The organism is Ruegeria sp. AL12, from assembly GCF_056540885.1.
On sequence record NZ_JBQFXN010000003.1, the window covers coordinates 70,003 to 89,389 of the forward strand.

Annotated in this window: 18 protein-coding genes; 11 read left to right on the forward strand and 7 right to left on the reverse strand. The window is 58.0% G+C overall.

Features of this window, described 5'->3' with window-relative positions:
• Nucleotides 1-266 precede the first annotated feature (266 nt).
• The 6 genes from ihfB to ACR0C6_RS11255 all read left to right on the forward strand — a co-directional run bounded on the left by ihfB (nucleotide 267) and on the right by ACR0C6_RS11255 (nucleotide 5,562).
• Nucleotides 267-551, forward strand: a complete 285-nt coding sequence (gene ihfB / locus ACR0C6_RS11230; RefSeq protein WP_050603110.1) for an integration host factor subunit beta — start codon at nucleotides 267-269, stop codon at nucleotides 549-551.
• Nucleotides 552-558: 7 nt separating this feature from the next.
• Entirely contained in the window at nucleotides 559-909 is a 351-nt protein-coding gene (locus ACR0C6_RS11235) for a lipopolysaccharide assembly protein LapA domain-containing protein (RefSeq protein WP_224857610.1), read from the forward strand.
• An 11-nt stretch (nucleotides 910-920) separates the two neighbouring features.
• A complete protein-coding gene (locus tag ACR0C6_RS11240) occupies nucleotides 921-1,562 on the forward strand; it encodes a phosphoribosylanthranilate isomerase (RefSeq protein ID WP_480619340.1) in 642 nt (213 codons plus the stop codon).
• Between the two features lie 224 nt (nucleotides 1,563-1,786).
• Nucleotides 1,787-1,945, forward strand: a complete 159-nt coding sequence (locus ACR0C6_RS11245; RefSeq protein WP_171170914.1) for a hypothetical protein — start codon at nucleotides 1,787-1,789, stop codon at nucleotides 1,943-1,945.
• A gap of 68 nt (nucleotides 1,946-2,013) precedes the next feature.
• Nucleotides 2,014-3,261 (forward strand): tryptophan synthase subunit beta, encoded by a 1,248-nt coding sequence (trpB, locus tag ACR0C6_RS11250; RefSeq protein ID WP_171170912.1) that lies wholly within the window; start codon nucleotides 2,014-2,016, stop codon nucleotides 3,259-3,261.
• 648 nt (nucleotides 3,262-3,909) lie between these two features.
• Entirely contained in the window at nucleotides 3,910-5,562 is a 1,653-nt protein-coding gene (locus ACR0C6_RS11255; protein WP_480619342.1) for an Ig-like domain-containing protein, read from the forward strand.
• A gap of 53 nt (nucleotides 5,563-5,615) precedes the next feature.
• Here the strand turns inward: ACR0C6_RS11255 and ACR0C6_RS11260 are convergent, their stop codons facing one another.
• From ACR0C6_RS11260 to ACR0C6_RS11290, 7 genes are all read right to left on the reverse strand, one after another.
• Entirely contained in the window at nucleotides 5,616-5,990 is a 375-nt protein-coding gene (locus ACR0C6_RS11260; protein WP_152457181.1) for a DUF2237 family protein, read from the reverse strand.
• 9 nt (nucleotides 5,991-5,999) lie between these two features.
• Nucleotides 6,000-7,163 (reverse strand): serine hydrolase domain-containing protein, encoded by a 1,164-nt coding sequence (locus tag ACR0C6_RS11265; protein WP_480619344.1) that lies wholly within the window; start codon nucleotides 7,161-7,163, stop codon nucleotides 6,000-6,002.
• 83 nt (nucleotides 7,164-7,246) lie between these two features.
• On the reverse strand, nucleotides 7,247-7,927 hold the full coding sequence (gene pth / locus ACR0C6_RS11270) for an aminoacyl-tRNA hydrolase (protein WP_480447095.1): 681 nt from the start codon (nucleotides 7,925-7,927) through the stop codon (nucleotides 7,247-7,249).
• A 141-nt stretch (nucleotides 7,928-8,068) separates the two neighbouring features.
• On the reverse strand, nucleotides 8,069-8,722 hold the full coding sequence (locus ACR0C6_RS11275) for a 50S ribosomal protein L25/general stress protein Ctc (protein WP_152457184.1): 654 nt from the start codon (nucleotides 8,720-8,722) through the stop codon (nucleotides 8,069-8,071).
• 249 nt (nucleotides 8,723-8,971) lie between these two features.
• Nucleotides 8,972-10,138, reverse strand: a complete 1,167-nt coding sequence (locus tag ACR0C6_RS11280; protein WP_480619346.1) for an alpha-hydroxy acid oxidase — start codon at nucleotides 10,136-10,138, stop codon at nucleotides 8,972-8,974.
• Between the two features lie 147 nt (nucleotides 10,139-10,285).
• A complete protein-coding gene (gene trpA, locus ACR0C6_RS11285) occupies nucleotides 10,286-11,077 on the reverse strand; it encodes a tryptophan synthase subunit alpha (protein WP_480447093.1) in 792 nt (263 codons plus the stop codon).
• Between the two features lie 78 nt (nucleotides 11,078-11,155).
• A complete protein-coding gene (locus tag ACR0C6_RS11290; protein ID WP_480447092.1) occupies nucleotides 11,156-11,644 on the reverse strand; it encodes an acyloxyacyl hydrolase in 489 nt (162 codons plus the stop codon).
• Between the two features lie 198 nt (nucleotides 11,645-11,842).
• Between ACR0C6_RS11290 and ychF the strand changes: the two genes are divergently transcribed.
• From ychF to fdhF, 5 genes are all read left to right on the forward strand, one after another.
• Nucleotides 11,843-12,940: a redox-regulated ATPase YchF gene (gene ychF, locus ACR0C6_RS11295; protein ID WP_480619348.1), complete on the forward strand. Its 1,098-nt coding sequence runs from the start codon at nucleotides 11,843-11,845 to the stop codon at nucleotides 12,938-12,940.
• Between the two features lie 121 nt (nucleotides 12,941-13,061).
• On the forward strand, nucleotides 13,062-13,595 hold the full coding sequence (locus ACR0C6_RS11300) for a hypothetical protein (protein WP_480619350.1): 534 nt from the start codon (nucleotides 13,062-13,064) through the stop codon (nucleotides 13,593-13,595).
• A 152-nt stretch (nucleotides 13,596-13,747) separates the two neighbouring features.
• Entirely contained in the window at nucleotides 13,748-14,629 is an 882-nt protein-coding gene (locus tag ACR0C6_RS11305) for a LysR family transcriptional regulator (RefSeq protein WP_480619351.1), read from the forward strand.
• 85 nt (nucleotides 14,630-14,714) lie between these two features.
• Nucleotides 14,715-16,418 carry an NAD(P)H-dependent oxidoreductase subunit E gene (locus ACR0C6_RS11310; protein WP_480619353.1) on the forward strand — a complete coding sequence of 568 codons (1,704 nt, stop codon included), beginning with the start codon at nucleotides 14,715-14,717 and terminating at the stop codon, nucleotides 16,416-16,418.
• Between the two features lie 13 nt (nucleotides 16,419-16,431).
• Entirely contained in the window at nucleotides 16,432-19,215 is a 2,784-nt protein-coding gene (gene fdhF, locus ACR0C6_RS11315; RefSeq protein WP_480619355.1) for a formate dehydrogenase subunit alpha, read from the forward strand.
• Nucleotides 19,216-19,387: the final 172 nt, after the last annotated feature.

Here is a 19,387-nt window from a genome sequence, read left to right on the forward strand (position 1 = left end):
AGGCAGTATCCCAAGCATGAATTTCGGCCCCGTACGACAGTGCGGGGCCGTTTTTGTTGCGAATCAACATGTTCCGAACCGCAGGGTTAATAAGGGGATTGATCGCGCATTAAGTGTGGAAATTGGCCTGACAGATAAAATTTCGCGCGAGAATGTGGCAAAATAAAGCCTCAAAACTCAGAGTATCCGTTCCCCCCTTCCGGGTTTTTTCCTATACTGTCAAAACAGTAGACCTGTCACACCGGCTGCCTGGGAGGGTATCACGCATGATCCGTTCAGAATTGATTCAGAAAATCGCTGACGAAAACCCGCATCTCTATCAGCGTGATGTCGAGCGGATCGTGAACACCGTATTCGAAGAAGTCACAGACGCCATGGCGCGCGGTGACCGTGTGGAACTGCGGGGCTTTGGTGCCTTTTCCGTGAAAAAACGCGACGCACGTGTTGGGCGCAACCCGCGCACGGGTGAAACGGTGCAGGTCGAAGAAAAATGTGTACCGTTTTTCAAAACTGGCAAGTTGCTCAGGGATCGATTGAACGGTAAAGCCTGACACCATGATGCGTTACCTTCGATATGCTTTTCTGGCGGCTCTCGGGATCATTCTGATTTCCGTGTCTCTTGCCAATGTTCAGTCCGTTGAACTGAAACTGATGCCGGATGCTCTGGCCGAGCTTCTGGGTTTTAACCTCAGCGCGTCACTGCCGCTGTTTCTGGTGGTTTTGGGGGGTGTTGCGGCAGGATTGGTTATTGGTTTCCTGTGGGAATGGCTGCGGGAACACAAGCACCGCCGCGACGCGACCGTGAAGAAAACCGAAGTGCGCAAGCTTGAGCGTGAAGTCAAGAAACTCAAGAAAAAGCAAAACGAAGGCAAGGACGACGTACTTGCCCTTCTGGATGAGGCGAGCTGAGCCTGACCGCTATGCCTGATGTTCGGTTCAAAATCTGCGGTCTGACCGCACCGGATCACGTGCGCGCTGCGGCCGAAGCCGGGGCGGGCTATGTCGGGTTCGTTTTCTTTCCGAAATCGCCACGCAATCTGGATGTTTCGCGGGCCGCAGAGCTGGCGCATCTGGTCCCGGTTGGCGTTGCCAAAGTGGCTTTGGTGGTGAATGCCACTGACGAAGAGTTGGACGGCATCGTTTCGACTGTACCGCTTGATATGCTTCAACTGCATGGCAAGGAATCGCCCGAACGGGTTTCCGAAATTCGCGAGCGATTTGGTTTGCCGGTGATGAAAGCCATAGGAGTGGCCGAGGCCGAGGATCTGGCGGCCATCGATCTTTACTCGGAGGTGGCCGATCAACTGCTGATCGATGCGAAACCGCCCAGAGAATCCGAATTGCCGGGCGGCAACGGGTTGGCCTTTGACTGGCGGCTGTTGGCCGGACGGAAATACTGGCGGCGACCCTGGATGCTGGCCGGTGGCCTGACACCCCTGAACGTTGCCGAAGCAGTCCGGATGACAGGTGCCCGGCAGGTGGATGTGTCATCCGGTGTCGAAAGCGCGCCGGGCGTGAAAGATGCGGCCCTGATCCGCGACTTTGCATCGGCTCTCAGGTGATCTGAAAAAGATCTTGTTGCGTATCCCTCGAAACGGAGGGATGGAGCATGCTCGCAGCAATCGGGGGCGTTTCCTTGAAACACTGGTACCATGCGCCGGAGTTTTTCTGGCGCGCGGGACAGGCCTGTCGGCAGGCGCAAGGGGACCCATTGTGCCTGCACGCTGACTTGTTCAGGCAGGATGGCATCTATTTTTCATTCAGTGTCTGGCAAGACATTGAAGCAATGCTGACATTTTCCCAATCCGGCCCCCACAGGCGTGCCGTGTTGGCGGCCGATCGTTTGGCGGATGTGAACAGGTTTCATCATTTTCCGTGCATTGGTGTGCCCTCGCCGGAACAGGCGATTCAGGTCTGGCGTCAAAACACGCAGGTTGTGGAATGATGCGTTTTGCCCATGGCAAATCCCGCTGCCACCACCTATGAACAACAGATACGACGAGGGAGACACCCATGGCCAACGATCTTTTCAATTCCTTTATGTCCGGCCCTGACGAACAGGGACGTTTCGGCATCTTCGGCGGGCGTTTTGTCAGTGAAACTCTGATGCCGCTGATCCTGTCGCTGGAAGAGGAATACAACAAGGCCAAAGATGATCCGACGTTCTGGGCCGAAATGGATGACCTGTGGGCAAACTATGTGGGTCGTCCTTCGCCGCTGTATTTTGCGGAACGCCTGACCGAGCATCTGGGGGGTGCCAAGATCTATCTGAAGCGTGACGAGCTGAACCACACCGGCGCGCACAAGATCAACAACGTGCTGGGTCAGATCATTCTGGCGCGGCGCATGGGCAAGACCCGGATCATTGCTGAAACCGGGGCAGGGCAGCACGGCGTGGCCACCGCCACCGTATGTGCCAAGTTTGGCTTGAAATGCATTGTCTATATGGGGGCGCACGACGTGCAGCGGCAAGCCCCGAACGTATTCCGCATGCGTCTTCTGGGGGCCGAGGTGATTCCTGTGACCTCGGGTCGTGGGACGCTCAAGGATGCGATGAATGACGCGCTGCGCGACTGGGTGACCAATGTGCGCGACACGTTCTACTGCATCGGCACCGTGGCTGGGCCGCACCCCTATCCGGCAATGGTCCGCGATTTCCAGTCGATCATCGGCAAGGAAGCGAAAGAGCAGATGATGAAGGCTGAAGGCCGTTTGCCAGATACGATCATCGCGGCAATCGGCGGCGGTTCGAACGCGATGGGCCTGTTCTATCCCTTCCTCGATGACAAGGACGTCAACATCATAGGCGTCGAGGCGGGCGGAAAAGGTGTGAACGAGAAAATGGAGCATTGCGCCTCGCTGACCGGCGGTCGGCCGGGCGTGCTGCACGGCAACCGGACCTATCTGTTGCAGGATGACGATGGCCAGATTCTTGAAGGCTATTCGATCTCGGCCGGGCTGGACTATCCGGGCATCGGGCCCGAGCATTCCTGGCTGCACGAAATTGGGCGCGCGAATTACGTCTCGATCACTGACAAGGAAGCGCTCGAGGCGTTCCAGCTGTGCTGCGCCACCGAGGGGATCATCCCGGCGCTGGAACCCAGCCACGCATTGGCCCATGTGATGAAGATCGCACCGGAATTGCCCAAGGATCACCTGATTTGCATGAACATGTGCGGCCGTGGAGACAAGGACGTTCAGACCGTGGCCAAATATCTGAACTTCGATATGTCAGACACCGAAGGCCGTACGGCGGACTGAGTGTGAACCGGGGCGGCATGTCCCGGTTGCTCTGTCTTGGGGTCGATGGCTCAAGCAGTCCTGAAAGCGATAATTCCAAGGCAGGACAGGCGGGATAGTCCTACATGTGACATGTCCGCCGAAATCAGGTTGCCCTGCAAAAAGGGCCGCCGCCAATGCGCATGTAAGGACAACACAGAAACCCGAGGAATCGCCGGCTGCTGTGAAACCTCGATCATTGTGCCTGCATTTGTTTCCCAACAACTGCCAGTTGCGACCCCTGCCCGAGATTGTTGCGAATATCCCGTCAAAGCCGAGGGTCTGTATCCGGCATATCTTGAGCATATGACTTGCAAAGTCTCGGCTTGTTGTGACCTTTCGCCTAGAAGACAGCCTGAAAACACCGAGGTCCGAAGTGTTTTCCGGGGATTTTTCGCCTTTGCCTTGCGGTTTGTGCATGGCCATGTGGCCCGCACGCCAAAGTTGAGTTGTTTCCAATTCTATACAGTGTCTCCAAATTGAATTAACTATTGGGTAACTGGCGTAGTTGCGGCCGGTTCAGGGGACGTCTCTGCAATGGATGGGACAATGGATGACGTGGTTCGGGGCACAGTGTCTTTGCCCGGGCGCCCTGGTGTTTAGCGCCCTCGCGGTGTTGTAGGAGGTAAAATGGTCAGGTCCGTTATTTCGAGGCTGTTGTGCCTCTGTTTTCTGATTTCAGCACTCATGATCGGAAGCGCGAAAGAGGGTGCGGCCCTTGGTGGCGGCTTCATCATAACCTCGGTTCCAACGCCGAACGGGGGAAGCATCTTTTTCAACAACATCCCATTTACCGGAACGGCCTTTGTTTCGCTGGGGGGGTCGGGGCAGGTACCCGGCGGCAGTTTCTATTTCAACAACGGCATTCTGAACCAGAGTGCGATCACGCCTGCCGGCCTTGCTTCCCTTGGCTATATCGGCGCAACCATTCTCAGTCAGGATGGCGCGGATTCCACATATGCGGCAGACGGGTATATGGGGATTACGTTCACCGCGCGCGAAACCGTCGGCGGGCCGCTTTACCGCTATGAGATCGCGTTGTCCGGTGTAACGAACACCCAAATCGTCAACACACGCGTTCTGGTGGATACGACACAGCCAACTGCAACGATCGGGGCCTTGACGCCGACCGGCAGCGGAACGTTTCAAGCAAGCATTACGCTGAGCGAACCAAGCACCGATTTCACCGTGGGCGACCTGTCCGTCACCAATGCAACGGCCACTCTGACCGGGTCCGGCACCAGCTATGTCGCCACTTTGACGCCCCAGAACAACGGCACCATCGAACTTTTCATTCCGGCAGGGGTGTTCTCGGACGCGGCTGGGAATCTGAACCTGGAATCAAACAGGGTCAGCACGCTTCAGGCCGTGACAAATGCCCAACGTCAGATTCAGGCGTTCCAGAACGCCCGGGCCAACAGCCTTGTGACGAACCAGCCGAAACTGACCCAGTTTCTGCAAGGTTCGGGGTCGGGTGTACTGGACGCTTCGGTCACGCAGGGGTCGGGGTATCTGAATTTCGCCAGTGATCCGGCGCGCCCCGTCTGGTTCAGTGTGACCGGCAACTGGAGTTCGCAGGATGATTTTGACAACTCCTATGCACTGGCAGTTGTCGGCGCTCATCGCCAGATCAATTCGAACCTGTTGATCGGTGCCATGCTTCAGTTCGACTATGCCGAAACGGAAAACGGCCCGGCCAGCGTGGACGGTACGGGCTGGCTGGTTGGTCCTTATGTGGTGGCAAAATTGCCCAATCATTCGGTGTTTCTTGAAGGGCGCGTTCTTTATGGCCAGGCCGACAACAACATCTCTCCGTTTGGCACCTACGAGGACAGTTTCGACAGTGACCGTTGGCTGATCCAGTCGCGCGTAACCGGCGAGATAAAGCGTGGCGCCCTGACATTGATGCCTTTGCTGGACGTAAGCTATGCCAGTGACGATCAGAAAGCTTATACCGACAGCCTGGGCAATCTGATTCCACAGCAGGATTTCAGTTTGACGACGGCACGGTTGGGCGTGGATTTCAGCCACCCGCTGCAAGTGTCACGAGGAGAGATGATGCTGACGGGCGGGCTTTCGGGGATTTGGAGCACGACTTCGGGTACCGGCACCGCCCCGGGCGTGACACCGATTGGCGACACCGCCCGTGCCCGTGCGGATCTGGGCCTGGATTACCGGCTGGAAAACAACAGCTTGCTTGCAGCAAACCTGTTCTACGATGGCATTGGTGAAAGCGGTTTTGAAAACTACAGCATCAGCCTGATCTGGCAAATGGCATTCTGACATTGGGGCGAAACTGGATCGCGGATCAGGACTCGCCCCAGGCGCAATGGCTGTCAGGCATTCGCCTTGTTCTGAAGCAAGATATCAAGCGGCACAATCTCGAGCGCGCGTTGATGGGTCGCCTCCAGGTGGACCTTTGGGGCGCATCCTTCGTCATGGGCCTGTAGGAACCGGCCGGCACACAGACACCAGCTGTCACCGGGCTTGAGGCCCGGGAAATCGAATTCGGGCCGAGCCGTGCTCAGATCATTGCCGACGTATTTCGAGAATGCCAGAAACTCGGCCGTCATCACGGCACAAACGGTATGGCTGCCCTGATCCTCGGGGCAGGTATTGCACGCACCGTCGCGGAAGAACCCGGTCAGAGGATCGCGTGAGCAGGGCGCCAGAACGCCGCCGAGTACATTGATACTTTCTTGCTTCTGCATGAACACACCTTACAGGCTTTCTGCGATCTTGCGGAACATTTCGATATTCTGGTCGTTTACGCCAGTGTCGCGGAATTTCCGATCAGCGCCGGTAGACACAATCAGAACGCCGCGAGGTTGGTTGAAATAGATGTATTGCCCATACACGCCCCGGGCCAGAAACTCTCCCTCATGGGCGCCGCGCGGGATCCACCACTGGTACCCATATCCAATCTTCCCCCGAGCGGTCGGGGCGCTGGGTTGAGTTGCCTCGAATATCCAGTCGGCGGGCACCACTTGCCGGCCGTTCAATTCCCCATCTTGCAGGATCATTTGCCCGAACCGTGCAAAGTCACGTGTCGTGAAGTTCAATCCGCCCAGAACAAAAGCGACACCGGCGCCGTCAGTGACATAATACCCGTCCCGCTCAAGACCCAGGGGCTGAAGGATTTTTTCCGTCAAAAGATCCGCGACACTGCGACCGGTCGCCCCGCGTATCACCATGCCCAATACATGCGTGTCTATGGAAACGTATTGCCAGGTTTCACCGGGGGGCGCGAAACTGTCCTGCAATGAGGCCGCGAAATCGTCCAGTTCACCGCCTAGGGCAATCACACGACCCATCCTGTTGATGTCAGATTTCGGGTCCAGATAATCTTCGTCAAACGTGACGCCGCTGGCCATGTTCAGAACGTTTCGAATTGTCGCCCTGTCATATGCGCTGCCTGCAAGTTTAGGGGCGTATTTGACGACGGGATCATCCAGTGAATCGATTGCGCCCTCTTGCAGGAGAATGCCGAAAAGCGCCGACAGATAACTTTTTGCCACTGACCACGAAATCCGACGATCATCGGGACCGGTGCCCAGATAGTACTCCTCGAACCGGATCTTGCCGTTCTGCATGATAAGCAAAGAAGTGACCGAGCGTTCATTGATCCAAGTGTCGGTGCCTTCCGGAAGATCGAAACCTTCGCCGTAGGGCAGTTCCCATGTTGGGGCGTTTCCACGCGGCAGATCCACGGTAAGAAAGGCTTCATCCATATGCGAAAAGTTGTGAACGATCTTGTCCTCGGCAAACAGAGAGTTCACCGCCATCAGGCGCTGCAACTCTTCGCGTTTCCAAAGCCCAACGGCAGCGGCGGCCAGAGCCAGCGCCAGCACAATGCGCAGAACCCACTTCAGTATGGACCGCATCGCATAGCCTCCCTTGTTTGCGTGTATTGGAACGTGGACATCCCGCTTTCGCAACGCCGACGTAACGGAAAGAGGGCGGGGCGCTATTTGAACTTGTCCAACAGTTTCTGCATGGCCGACCGTTCGTCGGCCGGTGGCTTCGGAGGTGCCTTAGATGCGGTTTCAGCTTTCGGAGCGGCCGTCTTGGACGACCGGGGCGGAGCAGTGCGCAGGGCCACCGCGTTCATGAATTTTCCACCATCATCCCGGGCCAGATGGGGCGCGCCATCCGAAACACCCCGAAGAACGTCGTCCAGCCAGTCACTCTCGGATTTCGCAAAGTCGCTCAGAACATAAGCCGAGACCATTTCCTTGCGGCCCGGATGTCCGATCCCAAGCCGGACACGGTCATATGCTGCGCCTATATGGTCGTGGATCGAGCGCAGACCATTATGCCCAGCGTGTCCGCCGCCCGCCTTTACCCGCACTTTGCCCGGGGCGAGGTCCAACTCGTCATGGAACACGACAACATCTGTGGACTCGAGCTTGTAGAAACGCATCGCTTCACCCACGGATTGACCGGACCGGTTCATGAAGGTCTGCGGTTTCAGCAAAAGGATTTTTTCAGACCCTAACCGCCCTTCCGAGATTTCGCCCTGAAACTTGGATTTCCATGGGCCAAACCCATGATCTTCCGCAATCCGCTCCACAGCCATGAACCCGATGTTGTGCCGGTTTCGGACGTATTTCTGCCCCGGGTTTCCCAATCCGACAAAGAGTTTCATGACCAAGCTCCGCCTCTGTAGCCTCGAGGCTATGTGATGCCCGGAATTGCCATGGAAATCCAGCCAGCGCCGCGCGTCTTGGCCATAAAAAAACGGGGCTCGTCAGAACCCCGTTTCAAAATCCTGACGTTTGATCCGGATTTATTCTTCTTCTTTGCCGACGACTTCGACTTCGTCGACTGCAACTTCGGCTTCTTCACCTTCTTCGTCGTCGCTTGTCGACAGACCGGTCGGTGCCGAGACGTTTGCGATCACGAAGTCGCGGTCGATGGTCGGCTTGGTGCCTTTGGGCAGTTCAACCGACGAAATGGTGACGACGTCGTTGATGTTCATTCCGGCCACATCGACGGTGATCTTCTCAGGAATGTCACCTGCGGTGCACAACAGCTCGACTTCCGGGCGGACAACGGTCAGCACGCCGCCCTTCTTGATGCCGGGGGCTTCATCTTCGTTGATGAATTCAACCGGAATGTACAGCGCGATCTTGGTGGTCCGGCGCAGGCGCATCAGGTCCAAGTGGGTCGGCAGGTCTTTGACGACATCACGCTGAACGTCGCGGCAGATGACGCGAACGTCTTCATGGCCTTCGACTTTCAGGTTCCACAGGGTCGACTTGAAGCGACCGGCCTTCAGGCGCTTGAACAGTTCGTTGAACGGAATCTGAATCGGCAGCGGATCTTTGTCGCCGCCAAACACTACGCCCGGAACCATGCCTTCGCGGCGAGTTTTGCGAGCGGCGCCCTTGCCTGTCCCCGTCCGTTCCAGAGCTACGAGATCAGGAATCTCTCCAGCCATGATAATTCTCCAATGTTAGGGCGGGTATCCTCCAAGGCTGTATACCCGCGTGAAGCCGCGTCCTTATCTCGATTCATCCGGTTTGGAAAGGGGTAATTCACAGCTTGCCGTTTTGTGGGGCTCAGCCGCGCGCTCCGAAGTGTTCTTCGCCAGATCAGTGAAGGGTCCGCTGCTTCATCTGGCCACAAATATCCCGGGGGAGACGCCCGGAACGGGCGGCGGGGGCAGAGCCCCAAATCTCCCGCGGGCTCAGCCTTGCCAGCGACCACCAAAATCTTCTGGTACCAGAAGATTTTGCGCCCCCAGTGCGCTAACGGTTTTTTCACCGCACAGCGCCATTGTTGTATCAAGTTCCTTCTGAATTACTTCCAGCGCGGTGGTGACGCCTCTCTGGCCCATGGCGCCCAGCCCATAAACGAATGCGCGTCCGATATACGTCCCCCTGGCCCCCAGCGCCAATGCCTTGAGCACGTCCTGACCCGAGCGGATACCACTGTCCAGGTGCACTTCGACATCATTGCCGACAGCGTCCATGATTTCGGGCAATACCCTGATCGAGCTGAGCGCACCATCCAGCTGACGCCCGCCATGGTTCGACACGACAATGGCATCCGCTCCCAGCTTGGCAGCCATTTTGGCATCTTCCGCGTCGAGTATCCCTTTCAGGATCACCTTTCCGCCCCACTGTTCCATCAGTTTTTCGACTTTGCTCCAGTCGAGGGTGGGGTCGAACTGTTCAGCGGTCCAGGCCCCCAGTGAAGACGCGTCCGAGATACCTTGCACATGTCCCACTATATTGCCGAACTCGCGCCGCTTGGCCCGCAGCATTTCAATGCCCCAGGCCCATTTCGCCATCAGGTTCGCGATAGTCTTTGCGGTCAGCTTGGGTGGTGCGGACAGGCCGTTCTTCAGGTCTTTGTGCCGTTGGCCCAGAATTTGCAGATCCAACGTAATCACCAACGCCGAACACCTGGCGTCCTTGGCCCGCTGGATCAGACGGCTGACATAGTCAGCGTCCTTCATCGTGTAGAGCTGAAACCAGAACGGCTTGTCGGTGTGCTCGGCCACGTCTTCGATCGAGTTGATCGACATGGTGGAAAGGGTAAAGGGCACACCAAAATCCTCGGCGGCTTTGGCGGCCTTCATCTCTCCGTCCGCATGCTGCATCCCCGTCAACCCGACCGGGGCCAACGCGACCGGCATTGACACCTTCTGGCCGATCATTTCAGAGGCAGTCGAACGCCCGGACATATCAACGGCAACCCGCTGACGCAGGCGGATCTTTTCAAAATCGGAACTGTTTTCGCGGAATGTCTGTTCCGTCCAACTGCCGCTTTCAGCGTAGTCGTAGAACATCCGCGGCACGCGACGCTCGTAAATGCGCCTGAGGTCTTCAATATTGGTTATCACAGGCATGACTCAGACCTCCGAACTTACTGGTTCGTTTTCCTTACCAATGCATGTCAAAGCCTGCAATGATCTGGCCCGGCGGCGGGCTGTCAAAAAAGCCTGCCCCAGAACAGTCTGCGGCAGGCTTTTTAGTGTGTTGTTTTATCTGCCGGATCAGGCGCTATGGGCGCCATCCGACAGGGACTTCACAAAATCCAGCACTTCGTCGACCGGTTTGCCTGCGCCGATCTGGCTGACGATCGCCGATCCGACTACGGCACCATCTGCCACGGACGCGATATTGCGGGATTTCTCGGGCGTATTGATGCCAAAGCCCACGATCACCGGCAACTCGGTCGCGGCCTTGATGCGGGCAACCTCGGGGGCCACATCCGTTGCCTGCGCCTCGGCCGCGCCGGTGATGCCAGTGATTGAGACGTAATACACGAAGCCCGAGGTGTTTTGCAGAACGCGCGGCAGGCGCTGGTCATCCGTGGTAGGTGTTGCAAGACGAATGAAGTTCAGCCCGGCCGCCTGCGCAGGCAGGCAAAGCTCTTCGTCTTCCTCGGGCGGCAGATCGACAACGATCAGCCCGTCAATACCGGCATCTTTGGCATCGGCCAGAAAAGCCTCGACACCCCGGCTGTAAATCGGGTTGTAGTACCCCATCAGGACAATTGGTGTCGTGTCATCTGTTTCCCTGAACGCGCGCGCCAGATCCAATGTGCGCTGCAACGTCATCCCGCCGTCCAGCGCGCGTTGGCCCGCCGCCTGAATTGTGGGGCCATCCGCCATCGGATCAGTGAAAGGCAAACCAAGTTCGATGATGTCCACACCCGCGCCGGGCAGGCCTTTGACCAAGTCGAGCGAGGTGTCATAGTCTGGGTCCCCTGCCATCACATAGGCAACAAAAGCCTTCTTTCCTTCGGCTTTCAGGGCGGCAAACTTGGCGTCGATACGGGTCATCGGATGTCCTTGCAATCGGGTTTGGACCCGTGTGCAGAAACTTTGACCGAAAATCAATCCCGCCAACGCAGGAATAGCTCAGAAGCCCAGATGGTACCGCAGCAGAACCGCGTTTACACCAGGGTTCTCATCATTGGTGCTGGCGTTCGATTTGTGCGTGATCGCAACTGACATTCTGTTGCCGTTGTTCAGGTTATATCCAAGACCCAAAAGGCTGCGGATCTGAAAGTCTCCGCCCAGGTCGTTCTGGTCGTTGCTGGCATTGAAGTACCCTGGCATGACACTGCCTTCGACGAACCAGCGCTCACCCAGAGAATACAGCCCGACCAGCCCCACACCGATATGCGTATCCCCGTCTTCGTCCACAGAAAACGCAGCACCCCAGCCAGCACTGAACCGAGTTGCCTGGTGAAAAGGAGAGTGATGGTACTCGAGAGCGATCAGTGCCTGATCTTCGGACGTCGCCTCGGAAAAATCTGAATACCCGGCACCAAAAACTACCGTCTGAGCATGGGCTGTAGCAAATGTAGAGACCGTCAGTACGGCTGCAAGAAGTAGTTTTTCCATTATATTCTGCCATTTAATTTGGTCGCGCTATGTTAATTGTTCATCCTACCCTTCGTTTTTCAGGACCGACAAGAACACGATTTGAGAACAATTTCGTGATGTGGCCGAAGGGACTCAAACAAAGTCGCCCGGCAATCACTTGCGCATTGATGCGGACCTGCATAGAAGCTGCGTTCGTATTCTATGCAGGAGGCCGTTATGGGCTTTAAGATGGGAATCGTGGGTCTGCCGAATGTGGGCAAGTCTACCCTGTTCAATGCGTTGACCAAAACCGCTGCCGCGCAAGCCGCGAACTTCCCGTTCTGCACGATTGAGCCCAATGTCGGCGATGTGGCCGTGCCGGATGAGCGGCTCGACAAGTTGGCGGCAATCGCGTCGTCGAAACAGATCATCCCGACGCGCATGACATTCGTGGATATCGCCGGTCTGGTGAAGGGCGCCTCGAAAGGCGAAGGGCTGGGGAACCAGTTTCTGGCAAATATTCGCGAGGTCGATGCCATCGCCCATGTCCTGCGCTGTTTCGAAGATGGCGACGTGACCCATGTAGAAGGCCGCATCGATCCTGTGGCCGACGCCGAGACCATCGAGACCGAGCTGATGCTGGCCGATCTGGAAAGCATCGAAAAGCGCCGTGCCAACCTTGTGCGCAAGCTGAAAGGCAATGACAAAGAGGCCCAACAGCAGGACCGCCTGCTTGCCGAAGCGCAAAAGATACTGGAGAGCGGCAAACCTGCACGGTTGGTCGAGGTTTCGGACGAGGATGCCAAGGCCTGGAAGATGTTGCAGCTGCTGACCACCAAGCCGGTTCTTTATGTTTGCAACGTGTCCGAGGAAGAAGCCGCTGAAGGCAACGAATACTCGGCGAAAGTTGCCGAGATGGCTGCCGCCCAAGGCAACTCTCACGTCATCATCAGCGCCAAGATCGAGGAAGAGATCAGCTTGCTTGAAGCGGACGAGGCGCAGATGTTCCTTGAGGAAATGGGTCTGGAAGAACCCGGTCTCGACCGTCTGATCCGTGCCGGGTACGACCTGCTGAAACTGGAAACCTATTTTACGGTCGGCCCGAAAGAGGCCCGCGCCTGGACCATCCGCACCGGCACCGCTGCACCGCAGGCGGCTGGTGTCATTCATGGTGATTTCGAAAAGGGATTCATTCGCGCCGAGACCATCGCCTATGACGACTTCATCGCCTGCAATGGCGAGCAGGGGGCGAAAGAGGCAGGCAAGATGCGGGCCGAGGGGAAAAGCTATGTCGTCAAGGATGGCGACGTGATGCATTTCCTGTTCAATACTTAAGGGTGCGCCGGGAACGAACACCGCTCGACAGGCGGATTTTTGCGAAGCTTATGCTGCAACGGGTCAGTCGATGCGCTTCAAGCGGGCTATGAAAAGCAGCCGAACTAGCTACATTATGGGCATGGTGAAGTTCGTATTGGCGATAACCACGGCTGTTCTTTTTTCGTCACTTCCTGTGGTTGCCGACAAAACGGACGAGGCAATTGAAATAGTGTCATGCATCAACACGGCGAATGGGCATTCCCAGCCGGTGTATGGAACGCCTTGGGAATTATCGCAGGCAGTGCTTGAGCTGCCATTGGAACATGAGTTGGAGCGACTAGCGGATGGGTACTTCTTTATCGGAGGAAGACGGCTCGGATATCATGGCACTTGGGCTGCGTTTCTTGATCTTACCGTTAGCGAATGGATCGCATATGAAACGAGAGATCAAGACGACGACCTTTTGATTTTTGCGTCTAGCTTTGTGCCGCCCGAGGTTGTTTCGGCGTTGGGTGAGTGTGGCGTATTATGGGGCGGTTCTTGGGTTGAAGAATATCCCGTTGTGGTTCTCGACCCTCCGCCTGTAACGCCGCTGCCCGAGGAACAAAGGCTGCCCGACAATCCATTAAAAAGCGATGTCGACTTGGCTCCTCCCAAAAGTACATCGGAGTAACCCCGATGTTCTGTGACATCCTGTTCAGTCCCGCGCCAAATCTGTTTTTGTTTAACTGAGGCGATTCTGACATCCTCTACACCTCCGAGCTTTTCTCGCAGGCAAAAATCCCGATAGAGTGGGTTTCGAGCTACCATCTGAGATTTCTCCAAATGATCGAAATTCGCGACCTGCAATTGCTCAGTGCATTGGCACGGCATCGGCATTTTGCAAAGGCGGCCGAGGAATGCGGGATTTCGCAGCCCGCCTTTTCCATGCGCATCCGCAACCTCGAGGATCGGCTGGGTGTGTCCATCGTCCGCCGCGCCAACCGGTTTCAGGGCTTGACCGAAGAGGGCGAGATGATTGTCCAACGGGCGCGGCGTATTCTCGATGACACAAAAGCACTCGAGCAGCAGGTGCTGGCCACTAGGGGCGAGATCACCGGTACGCTGATCCTTGGCGTGATTCCGACGGCCATAGCCTTTACCGGGCGCCTCACCAAACGCTTTCGGAAGGCGCATCCGCGCATCGTTACGCGCATCGAAACCATGTCTGCCACCGCCATTCAACACCGGCTGGACGAAGGAAGCCTGGACGCCGGGATAACATATGGCGACAGCATCGGGACCGATCTGCGACAGGTGCAACCTTTGTACGAGGAAACCTATGTTCTGCTGGTTCCGTCACACATGACGGACGAAACCGGCCCCTTGCCTTGGGCGCGCGTGGCTGAATTTCCGTTGAGCCTGCTCGAGCCGCAGATGCAAAACCGGCGTATTCTGGATCGTATCTTTGCCGAACAGGGGCTGCACCCGGACGTGGTCGCCGAAACCAGCGGGTTTACCGCGTCGATGGTGATGGCGCGCGAGGGGCTGGCTGCTACGGTTGTGCCACGTGTCCTTATTCGGGCCTTGGGCGAGTTGCAGGGGACAAAGGTGCTGCCGCTGGTCGATCCGATTGTCAGCAAACCCATTTGTCTGGCCACCCTCAGCCGAGACCCTGAACTGCCAACGGTGCAGGCACTGCGCGCCGTGGTGACGTCTTTACGGTGATAAGATGTCGTTATCGTGCGATTGCAAAAAGCGATTTGACGATATGCTTGCCTGATGAGACACGGGGCCTGAATCGGAGGGCATCATGGCACCATTAGACACCAAGCCATCAGGCGCACCCAAGGGCGTCTGGAAGTCAGGTAAAGGCAAAGGGCGGCACACGCCCAAGGGCCGACAGTTTACGGATGAAGCACAGGCCGAAATTGCGCGCCTGCTGGGCGACCGCCCACGCCGCCGCGACCTGCTGATCGAGTTTCTGCACCTGATTCAGGACACGCACGGCCATATCAGCGCCGACCACATCGCCGCGCTGGCCGTCGAGATGCGGATCGGCCAGGCCGAAATTTACGAGACCGCGACTTTCTATGCCCATTTCGACGTGGTGAAAGAAGGTGAAACGCCGCCCCCCGCGCTGACCATTCGCGTCTGTGATTCCCTGTCCTGCGAAATGGCTGGCGCCCAGCAGTTGAAAAAAGCGTTGGAGGATGGGCTGGACCCGTCCGAAGTGCGCGTTCTGCGCGCGCCCTGCATGGGGCGCTGCGACACGGCGCCGGTGCTGGAAATCGGGCACAACCACATCGACCATGCGACCCCTGAAAAGGTGCAGGCCGCCATTGCCGCCGGGGACACCCACGCCCATCTGCCCGCCTATGAAACCTTCGCGACCTATGTCGAGAACGGCGGTTACGCCAAACTGAAGGAACTGCGCGAAGGCGGCGACTGGGAAGCGGTTCAGGAACAGGTTCTGGCCTCGGGCCTGCGCGGTTTGGGCGGCGCAGGTTTCCCGTCGGGCAAGAAATGGGGCTTTGTCCGCATGAATGACGGCCCGCGTTTCCTGGCCGTGAACGGGGACGAGGGCGAACCCGGCACCTTCAAGGATCGCTATTATCTGGAGCGAACGCCGCATGTTTTCCTCGAAGGCATGCTGATCGCGGCCTGGGCGGTCGAGGCACAGACCTGCTTCATCTACATGCGCGACGAATATCCAGCGGTGCTGGAAATCCTGCGGCGCGAAATCGCGGCTTTGGAACAGGCCGGGATCGTCGAGAAAGGCTATATCGACCTGCGCCGTGGCGCGGGCGCCTATATCTGCGGAGAAGAATCCGCGATGATCGAATCGATCGAGGGCAAAAAGGGCCTGCCTCGGCACCGCCCGCCTTTCGTGGCGCAGGTCGGCGTATTCGGTCGCCCGACGCTGGTGCACAACGTGGAAACGCTCTACTGGGTGTCCAAAATCTGCCGGGAAGGTCCGGAGATCCTCAATTCAGTTGAAAAGAATGGCCGCAAGGGGCTGCGCAGCTATTCGGTCTCGGGCCGGGTGGCGAAACCCGGCGTCTATCTGCTGCCGGCAGGGTCGACCATTCTTGACGTGATTGATGCCGCCGGAGGCATGGCCGAAGGTCATGTGTTCAAGGCGTATCAACCGGGCGGGCCGTCGTCAGGTCTTCTCCCCTCCAGCATCGACGACGTCCCGCTCGACTTTGACACCCTACAGCCGCTGGGCACCTTCATCGGGTCTGCTGCGGTTGTGGTTCTGTCCGATCAGGACACGGCCCGCGATGCGGCGCTGAACATGCTGCGCTTCTTCGAGGATGAAAGCTGTGGCCAGTGCACGCCCTGCCGGGCGGGCTGCGAAAAGGCGGTCAAGCTGATGCAGGCCGAGACGTGGGACACCGACCTGCTGGAAGACCTGTGCCAGGTGATGGGCGATGCCTCGATCTGCGGTCTGGGGCAGGCGGCCCCGAACCCGATCCGCCTGGTCATGAAACACTTCGCTGAAGAAATCTGAGGGAGACAGAGCCATGCTTGATGCAAGCCCAAACAAGACCGTCACCTTCAACCTGAACGGCGATGACGTCACCGTGCCCGAAGGCACCACCATCTGGGAAGCGGCCAATGGCCGTGGACTGGTGATCCCGCATCTGTGTCACAAACCGGCGCCGGGCTACAAACCCGATGGCAACTGCCGCGCCTGCATGGTCGAGGTGGAAGGCGAGCGTACGCTGGTCGCCTCGTGCATCCGTCCGGCGGCTGACGGGATGGTGGTGAAAACCGACACCGACCGCGCCGAGAAATCGCGCGCGCTGGTGATGGAACTGCTGGTGGCCGACCAGCCCGAGCAGCCGCATGATGCCTCGAGCCATTTCTGGGACATGGCCAAGCTGAACGACGTCAGCGACAGCCGTTTCCCGGCGAAAGAGCCCGAGAAGATCCCGTTGCTGGATGACAGCCATGTGGCGATGCGGGTCAATTTGGATGCCTGCATCAACTGCAACCTCTGCGTCCGCGCATGCCGCGACGTGCAGGTCAATGACGTGATCGGCATGGCCGGGCGCGGGCATACCGCGCAGGTGGTGTTCGACCAGAACGACCCGATGGGCGATTCGACCTGCGTGGCCTGCGGCGAATGCGTTCAGGCCTGCCCGACCGGTGCGCTTATGCCCGCCACCGTGCTGGACGACCAGCAGCACGGCGACAGCAAGGATTACGATTCCGAAACCGAAAGCGTCTGCCCCTTCTGCGGGGTGGGCTGCAAGGTCAGCCTCAAGGTCAAGGACGGCAAGGTCAAATATGTCGAGGGCATCAACGGCCCCGCCAACGAAGGCCGTCTGTGCGTCAAGGGCCGGTTCGGGTTCGACTATATCCACCACCCGCATCGCCTGACCAAACCGCTGATCCGGCGCGAGGATGCACCGGCAAAAGGTCTGAACGTTGATCCCGGCAACCTGTCGACCCATTTCCGCGAAGCGACCTGGGAAGAAGCGATGGATCTGGCGGCCACCAGACTGATGGCCCTGCGCGACCAAGACCCGCGCAGCGTTGCGGGCTTTGGCTCGGCCAAATGCACCAACGAAGAGGCCTATCTGTTCCAGAAGTTCATCCGTCAGGGTTTCAAACACAACAATGTCGACCACTGCACCCGTCTGTGCCATGCGTCGTCTGTGGCCGCTCTGATCGAGAACGTGGGCTCGGGCGCGGTGACGGCGACCTTCAACGAGATCGAGAACGCTGATGTGGCGATCATCATCGGCGCCAACCCGATCGAGAACCACCCCGTCGCGGCGACCTATTTCAAGCAGTTCGCCAAGCGCGGCGGCAAGCTGATCGTGATGGACCCGCGCGGCGTCGGCATGCGCAAATTTGCGGACGAAATGCTGCAATTCCGGCCCGGTGCCGATGTCTCGATGCTGAACGCGATCATGAACGTGATCGTCGAGGAAGAACTGTATGACAGCCAGTACATCCACCGCTGGACCGAGAACTGGGAGGCCGAGAAAGAGCATCTGCGCCAGTTCACCCCCGAGGCGATGGCGCCGATCTGCGGCATCGAACCGGATCAGCTGCGTCGCGTTGCGCGCACCTTTGCCAATGCCAAGGCGGGTCTGATCTTTTGGGGCATGGGCGTCAGCCAGCATATCCACGGCACCGACAATTCGCGCTGCCTGATCTCACTGGCCTTGATGACCGGGAATGTCGGCAAGCCCGGCGCGGGTCTGCACCCTCTGCGGGGCCAGAACAACGTGCAGGGCGCATCAGACGCCGGCCTGATCCCGATGTTCCTGCCGGACTACAAGACGGTGACGGATGACGGCATTCGCGCGCAGTTCACCAATATCTGGAAATCGGATGATTTCTCGAACGAGAAGGGTCTGACCGTCACCGAGATCATCGACCAGGCCTATGCGGGCAACATCAAGGGCATGTACATTCAGGGTGAAAACCCGGCCATGTCCGACCCGGATGTTGGCCACGCACGTGAGGCCCTGGCCAAGCTGGACCTGATGATCGTGCAGGACATCTTCCTGACCGAAACCGCGAACTATGCCGACATCATCCTGCCGGCCTCGGCGCTGTATGAAAAGAACGGCACGGTGTCGAACACCAACCGTCAGGTACAGCGTGTGCGTCCGGCCGTGGCGCCTCCGGGTGAGGCGCGCGAGGATTGGAAGATCACGGTCGAACTGGCGCAGCGCATCGGGCTGAACTGGGACTACTCCGATGTGTCCGAGGTCTTTGCCGAGATGAAACTGACCATGGAGTCGCTTGACAATATCACGTGGGAACGGCTGGAAACCGAGACGATCACCTATCCGTCGCTCAGCGAAACCGATCCCGGCCAATCTATTGTGTTCGGCGATGGTTTCCCCCGCGCGGGTGGCAAAGCAAGGTTCACTCCGGCCAATGTCATCCCGCCTGATGAGGCGCCCGATGATGAATACCCGATGATTGCCACCACCGGCCGTCAGCTGGAACATTGGCATACCGGTTCAATGACCCGACGGGCAAAGGTTCTTGACGCGGTCGAGCCAGAGGCCAACTGCTCGATGAACCCGCGCACGCTGAAGCTGATGGGGATAGAGCCGGGCGAAATGATCCGCCTGACCACGCGTCGTGGTTCGATTGAAATCATGGTGCGCGCCGACCGGGCCATTGCCGAAGACATGGTGTTCATCCCGTTTGCCTATGTCGAAGCGGCGGCGAACATCCTGACGAACTCGGCCATCGACCCTTACGGCAAGATCCCCGAGTTCAAGTTCTCGGCCATTCGTGTCGAAAAGATCGAGGATGCGATGGCAGCGGAATAAGATCGCGGCCAGACTGAACAAGGGCGGCCTCTGGAAGGGGGCCGCTTTTTCTTTGCCGCGCCGTCGTTCAAACGATTGCCCCATCTGACTTGCCCCGGCAATTCGTCGGGTTTTCATTTGGCCGCGGCACCGCGCAATTTCCCGCGCTGGCGATTGCATCGCGACCACCAAC